Origin of the sequence: Streptococcus sp. k-378, assembly GCF_013277505.1 — a bacterium.
GTDB lineage: Bacteria > Bacillota > Bacilli > Lactobacillales > Streptococcaceae > Streptococcus > Streptococcus pseudopneumoniae.
Genome location: NZ_VMNC01000160.1, coordinates 1 through 7,975 on the forward strand (window position 1 = coordinate 1; position 7,975 = coordinate 7,975).

A 7,975-nucleotide genomic window follows, 5' to 3' on the forward strand; every position below is an offset into this window, starting at 1 on the left:
TTATCTACAACCTCAAAGCTGTGTTTTAAGCAGCCTGCGGCTAGCTTCCTAGTTTGCTCTTTGATTTTCATTGAATATTAGAAAGGAGACCTCATGACACTTCCAGTTAGAAAATCCCTGTATGATGCAGTTTTACAGGCTTCAAAAGCGGATACTTGGGAACAAGCTACCAAGGAATGGAATGAAGTTTCCTTGATTTTTAACGGTATTGGCCGTAGCAATTGTGTCTGTGGAAATGCCATCAAGTACGCCTACGAACTCTTTAACGGTGTCACAGGTCAACGCCTCTTTCCAATTGGTAGCGACTGTGTTCGTCATTTTCATCGATTGTCCCTTGACCAGCAACTGGAAGAGGAAGAAAAACTGCTCAGAAAGGTTGAAAATCTGACCAGAAAAGCCCATAAAAAGGAGAAAATCAAGGTCAATAAAAGTGACTTTGACGAGCGACTTTTAAAATGGCTCTGGGAAAAAGATGTTTTCAAACCCAATCGTGGCAATCAATTTGCACCTGAGAGAGACTACCAGCTTTTCCTAGAAGTCTTTCAAGGAGGAAGTTGGACCAAGGCGGAGCCAAAGAAAAAAGCTCGGATGGAAGAAGTCCTTGAAAAGTGTATCAAACCCTTTTTACTTGGGAAATCGGATGACCAACTCTACCTTGTCAAGCTAGGCAAGGAGAAAATTGACTACGAACAAGAACTTCGTATCCAGGCAGAGAAAGAACGCAAGAAGAGGGATAAAATCGCCAAGCAATATGCAGACAATCTGGTTCTAGCCATGGGACCCGCAGAGCGTGCTTATCAAGATTACTTTGGCTTTACAGAGACCCTGACTCAAGAAGAACGCAAGTGGGAGAAAATTCTTTTTGGTAAAAATCGGACAGAACGGGCTATCAAGGCCAAACAATACCAAAAAGAGCTGGAAAAAGACCAACGAATTGCTAGTCAGGATCCAATTGAAAGAAAGCAGAAGCAGACCTGGCTCCTCAATTCCTATTTTCGTGAGCTTCCTGAAGAAAAAGCCCGCTTTGCTCGGCTCTTATTAGAATATCGAAAAAGTGGAGAAGTGCCTTTTTCAACTGAATACTTATCAGACCATCTGCTAGACTTTTTCTATAAAATGAAAGCCTTTGAGTTTGAAATCGCACCAGAACAAGTCCGAGACTTTTTAAAAGAAAGCCTTCAGACAGAACATCTATCCTCAGCACAAGAAAGCTGGATAGAAGGAGTTCTCCTCAACTGCATCAAACCATTTTTAGAACGATTAGTGATATGAGTAACACCTGCCGTGGAAATTTCATGGTAGGTTACATTTTATCCAAAAAATAATAGGGAATTGCAAAACTACTACTTGGTATTTTATATATAAAAAAAGTATGAAAACGCAACTCAATTTTAAGACTTTTTGCTAAATAAAGAGTATAATTAAAGTATGTTCCCTTTTTTATAGATAGTACACTAATATAAAAAAGTTAGGCTTACATATTTTTAAAATTTTATTTCAAGGAGGAATAATGGAAAAGTATTTTGGTGAAAAACAAGAACGTTTTTCATTTAGAAAATTATCAGTAGGACTTGTATCTGCAACGATTTCGAGTTTATTTTTTATGTCTGTATTAGCTAGTTCATCTGTGGCTGCTCAAGAGACTAAAGGTGTTCACTACAAATATGTGACAGAGTCAGAGCTATCATCAGAAGAAAAGAAGCAGCTTGTATATGATATTCCGACATACGTGGAGAATGATGATGAGACTTATTATCTTGTTTATAAGTTAAATTCTCAAAATCAACTGGCGGAATTACCAAATACTGGAAGCAAGAATGAGATGCAAGCCTTAGTTGCTGGTGCTAGCTTAGCAGCTCTGGGGATTTTAGTTTTTGCTGTTTCCAAGAAAAAAGTTAAGAATAAAACGGTATTGCATTTAGTATTGGTTGCAGGGATAGGAAACGGTATTCTAGTATCAGCCCATGCTTTAGAAAATAATCTTTTACTGAATTACAATACGGACTATGAATTGACCTCTGGAGAAAAATTACCTCTTCCTAAAGAGATTTCAGGTTACACATATATTGGATATATCAAAGAGGGAAAAACGACTTCTGATTCTAAGGTAAGTAATCAAGAGAAATCAGTAGCCACTCCAATAGATCAACAAAAGGTAGATTATACGATTGCACCGAATTTTATAGAGAATCCATCAAAAATACAAGTGATTAACGGACAGTATGAGGCTGTTCCAGAATTTAGGGATGGACAAGTTGGAACTGTAGCTACAGAGTCCGCTGAAACTAAAGCTGATACATTATCTAGTGATATGAACTCAGAAGTGGAAAGTCACTCTACACCTCCAACCGTAGATTCTTCTCAGAACGGAGAGAATCTTGGAAAACAGAAAGAAGATGCAACTCCAGTCGAGAAGCCAAAAGAAGTAGAAGAAACAAACAAACCTGAAAAAGATGAGTCAAAAGACGAAACTTCAACAAAACCTGAAAATTCTGGTAATGCAACAACAGAGAATAGCCAAACAGTACCAACTGAATCTAATCAAGGTGATACAAATAAAGTTGGAGAGTCAAATAAACCAGAAAATAATGACTCCAAAAATGAAACTTCAGAAAAAACTGTAGAAGAAGTTCCAGTAAAACCAAATGAAGGCACTACAGAAGGAACCTCAACTCAAGGAGCAGAAAATCCAGTTCAATCTGCAGAAGAATCAACAACAAACTCAGGAGAAGATGCAACTCCTAAGTCAGGAGAAAAATCAGGAGAGACTAAAGAAGAATCTACAGACGCTTCAGAAGTTCATTCTGCAACTCCAGTCGAGAAGCCGAAAGAACAAGAACTAGAAAAAACTGTAGAAGAAGTTCCAGTAAAACCAAATGAAGGCACCACAGAAGGAACCTCAACTCAAGGAGCAGAAAATCCAGTTCAATCTGCAGAAGAATCAACAACGAATTCAGAGAAAGTATCACCAGATACATCTAACGAAAATACTGGGGAAGTGTCCAGTAATCCTAGTAATTCGACAACCTCAGTTGAAGAAACAAACAAACCTGAAAAAGATGAGTTGAATGCCGAGCTTGGTAAAGAATCTGGCACGAAAGAATCTGACAAGTATCAGAATGCAGACCAAGCTAAGCGTACTGCCTACGATCAAGCACTTGCGGCAGCGAAAACTGTAGCAGCTAAAGAAGGTGCAAGTCAAGCAGAGATTGATCAAGCTAAGAATAACTTAGTGGCAGCAGCGGCAGCCTTGAATGGACAAGGAACTGACAAAGAGCCATTACGAACAGCCGCAACAACAGATGCGACAGCTACCAAAGAGACAGCTAAGTATCAAAATGCAACAGCAGACAAGAAAGAAGCTTATGATGCAGCATTAGAAGCCGCTCAAAAAGTTCTAGCAAAAGCAGGAGCTACACAAGCAGAGGTGAATGCAGCTAAGCAAGCAGTAGAGGATGCAAAAGGTCAATTGGATGGAGTGGCAAGCGACAAGTCTGCCTTGAATGCCGAGCTTGGTAAAGAATCTGGCACGAAAGAATCTGACAAGTATCAGAATGCAGACCAAGCTAAGCGTACTGCCTACGATCAAGCACTTGCGGCAGCGAAAACTGTAGCAGCTAAAGAAGGTGCAAGTCAAGCAGAGATTGATCAAGCTAAGAATAACTTAGTGGCAGCAGCGGCAGCCTTGAATGGACAACCAATAAGTAAAGATGAGTCAAAAGACGAAACTTCAACAAAACCTGAAAATTCTGGTAATGCAACAACAGAAGAGAATGGGCAAACAGTACCAGACCAACCAAAAGGTAATTCACCAGAGGATGTTTCAACCGAATCAAACACAGCCAATTCAAATGGAAATGAAGAAATTAAACAAGAAAATGAAGTAGAACCTGATAAAAAAGTAGAAGTTCAAGAGAAAACAATAGAACTAAGAAGTGTTTCTGATGTGGAACTCTATAGTTATGAAGGCAATCAATCAAAGCAACATACAAGCTTAGATAAAGTACCAGATAATAAATCTGCTTATTTCATTAAGGTGAAGTCAGCTAAATTTAAAGATGTACTGCTTCCAGTTTCAAACATTGAGGACACTACAAAAGATGGCAAACCAGTCTATAAAATTACAGCTAGCTTGGAACACTTGAAGCAATCTTTAGACAATCAATACCAAGACAATTTTACTTATTATCTTCCAAAAGTTGTTCAAAACGATGGTCCTATCTACACATCTTTTAAAAAACTAGTAGCTGATATGAATAGTAGACCTAATGGAACTTTCACTTTGGGTGCAACAATGAATGCTCGTGAGGTTGAGTTGGATGAAAACCAAGAAAGTTATGTTACAAATAATTTCACAGGGACATTAATTGGTAGTCATCAGGGGAAACATTATGCTATCTATAATTTGAAAAAGCCATTATTCAATACATTAAATAGAGCTACTGTTAAGGATCTCACCTTAAAAGATGTTAATATTTCTGGTAAGAATCATGTCGCATCAGTTGCTAAGGAAGCCACAAATTCTTCAACTTTAGATAACGTTCACGCAAATGGAATCATTGCTGGTGAGCTAGGTATCGGAGGACTTATTCAGAAAGTTGAAAATTCTACCGTAAGTAATAGTAGTTTCACTGGAAGAATAACAAATACCTTTGTTACAACCTCTCAGTATGCAATTGGTGGTCTAGTCGGTCAATTAACTGGTACGAATGCTAGGGTAGATCATTCTATAGCATCAGTAACCATTTCAAGTAATGGAGAACATTCTAATCAAACCATTGGTGGAATTGCAGGTATCGTAGAAAATAATGCAACTGTAGCAAATAGTTATGCTGAAGGTGAAATAAATAATGCTAAACCATTCGCTAGAGTTGGTGGAGTTGCAGGTTCCCTTTGGACAAATGGCTCTAGCACGGAGGACAATTCTGGGATTCTACAAAATGTTCTCAGCGATATGAATATTACAAATGGGAATGCGATTTCTGGTTACCACTTCAATGGTATAAAGGAAACAAATGTCTATAGTAATAAAGAAAACAAAGTAGTCAATGTTCAACAAGTTGATGATGAGGTGATGTCAGTTGATTCCACTGTAGAACGTGGTACTGAGATTGAAAAAACAGCAGTTCAAGCTAAGAAAGAGAAGATTACTAAAAAACACACTGTCACAGTGGAAGATTTCACAAATTCTGCTAAACAGGATGTAGATTATACCAAGGCAGCTCATTATCAGGAGACAAGAAAAGTTGCATATAAAAATATAGAAAAATTATTACCTTTCTATAATAGAGATACCATTGTAAAATATGGAAATCAATTATCAACTGATCATAACCTGTATAAGAAAGAACTGTTATCTGTTGTCCCTATGAAAAATGAGGAAGTAGCCTCAGATATCACTTCAAACAAGAATTCTATCAATCATTTATTACTACATTACAACGATGGAACATCTGAGAAAGTAAACGTAACCTACCATAGTGACTTTGCAAATCTGGCTGAGTATAATATTGGAAGTACAGGTCTAGTATACACACCAAATGCTTTCCTAAAAGATTACACATCTATAATAGACAGAGTTAAAAACGACTTAAATACAGTACAGTATAATCCAACTGCTCTTAAGAATTTGTTAGGAATCTCTGATAATATTAAATTAACAGAACTCTATCTAGATGAGCAATTCGCTAAAACCAAAGAGCACTTAACTGAAACTCTTAAAAAATTACTTTCAGCTGATGCTGCTGTTTCTGGAAATAATGATATAATTGACAATTACATTGTTGATAAAATCAAGCGCAACAAAGAAGCCTTGATGCTCGGATTAACCTATCTAGAACGCTGGTATGATTTCAAATTCGATAAGGCTAGCGCAAAAGATTTGCTTATGTTCCATATGGATTTCTTTGGTAAGGGAAATACCTCTCCTCTTGATACGATTATTGAACTAGGTAAATCTGGCTACAACAATCTCTTGGCTAAAAATAATGTGGTTACTTACAATGCCTTGTTAACGAATAATTACGGTACAAAAGACCTGTTTAGTTCTTTAGAAGGCTACCGTAAAGCATTTGCACCTACTCAAACTAACAATGACTGGTTTAAATCACAGACCAAGGCTTATATCGTTGAAGAAAAATCTGATATTGAAGAAGTCAAAACCAAGCAGGAACAAGCAGGTACCAAGTATTCTATCGGTGTCTATGATCGAATCACTAGCGACAGCTGGAAATACCGTAACATGGTACTACCTCTACTTACCTTGCCAGAAAAATCAGTATTTGTCATTTCAACTATCTCTAGTCTAGGATTTGGTGCTTATGATCGTTACCGTAATAAAGAACATCAAGCAAGTGGTGATCTGAATAGCTTTGTTGAAGAAAACGCGCGTGAGACAGCCAAACATCAACGAGATCACTATGATTATTGGTATCGTATTCTAGATGAAAAAGGGCGTGAAAAGCTTTATCGAAATATCTTGCTTTATGATGCCTATAAATTTGGAACTGATAATACTAAAGGAAAGGCTACAGAAGTAGCAGATTTTGATAGTCCAAATCCTGCAATGAAACATTTCTTTGGACCTGTTGGAAATAAAGTCGGTCATAATGAACACGGTGCTTACGCCACAGGGGATGCCGTTTATTATATGGGGTATCGTATGTTGGACAAGGACGGCGCCATTACTTATACGCATGAGATGACACATGACTCAGACCAGGACATCTATCTTGGTGGCTATGGTAGAAGAAGTGGCTTGGGACCAGAGTTCTTCGCCAAAGGCTTATTACAAGCACCAGACCATCCAGAAGATGCGACAATCACCATCAACTCAATCTTGAAACATTCAAAATCTGATAGTACAGAAGGACAACGATTACAAATACTCGATCCAACTACGAGATTTAAAAACTCTGATGATTTGAAGCAATATGTCCACAATATGTTTGATGTTATTTATATGCTAGAATATCTTGAAGGTAAATCTATCACAGAGAAACTTACTGATTATCAGAAAATGGAAGCTCTTAGAAAAATTGAGAACAAGTATGTAGAAGATCGTGAAGATGGAAATAAGGTTTACGCAACAAATGTAGTCAAAGATTTGACAGTAGAAGATGCTAAAAAACTGACAAGCTTTGAGAGTTTGATTGATAATAACATCCTTTCAGCTCGTGAATACAAGTCTAAAGAATACGAAAGAAATGGCTACTTCACTATTAAGTTATTTGCACCAATTTATGCAGCATTAAGTAGTGATATAGGAACACCAGGTGACCTGATGGGACGTCGTATAGCCTATGAACTACTAGCTGCTAAAGGCTTTAAAGATGGTATGGTACCATATATCTCAAACCAATACGAAGAAGAAGCCAAACAAAATGGTAAAAAGATAACTATTTATGGTAAAGAACGCGGATTGGTGACAGATGACTTGGTTTTGAAAAAGGTATTTAACGGTCAATATAAAACTTGGACAGAATTCAAGAAAGCTATGTACAAAGAACGCCAAGATAAGTTTGGACAATTAAATACAGTGTCATTTAAGGATCCATCAATTCCTTGGTATATTCGCGGAACAAAAACTATCAATAGCGTGACTGAATTACAGAAATTAATGGATGAAGCTGTTCGTAAGGATGCAGAAGATAATCGTTATTCTTGGTATAACTATAATCCAGAATATGATAGTGCGGTTCATAAGTTGAAGAGAGCAATCTTTAAAGCCTATCTTGACCAAACCGATGATTTTAGAAGTTCAATTTTTGAGAATAAAAAATAGTGTTTACTATTAGGAAATAAAAATTGAATGTAGAGAATTAGAATTGTCATTATTAAAAAAGATAAATTTTCCATTCGGAAAATAAAATGTATTGTTGGTTCGGTGTTACTCGGAAGTGTCTTGGTTGCACCGTAACCGTCCAATAACGAAGTATATTGAAAAATCTCCAGACTAGAGAACTCACGGATAGTT

Annotated in this window: 2 protein-coding genes; both read left to right on the forward strand. The window is 37.1% G+C overall.

The genetic code is table 11. The features are described 5' to 3' along the window. Positions 1-93: 93 nt before the first annotated feature. On the forward strand, positions 94-1,272 hold the full coding sequence (locus HT719_RS11060) for a hypothetical protein (protein WP_166732210.1): 1,179 nt from the start codon (positions 94-96) through the stop codon (positions 1,270-1,272). A 238-nt stretch (positions 1,273-1,510) separates the two neighbouring features. Continuing rightward, the gene (locus tag HT719_RS11065) at positions 1,511-7,783 is read left to right on the forward strand and encodes a ZmpA/ZmpB/ZmpC family metallo-endopeptidase (RefSeq protein WP_172929230.1); all 6,273 of its coding nucleotides are present in this window, start codon (positions 1,511-1,513) and stop codon (positions 7,781-7,783) included. The last annotated feature ends 192 nt before the right edge of the window (positions 7,784-7,975 follow it).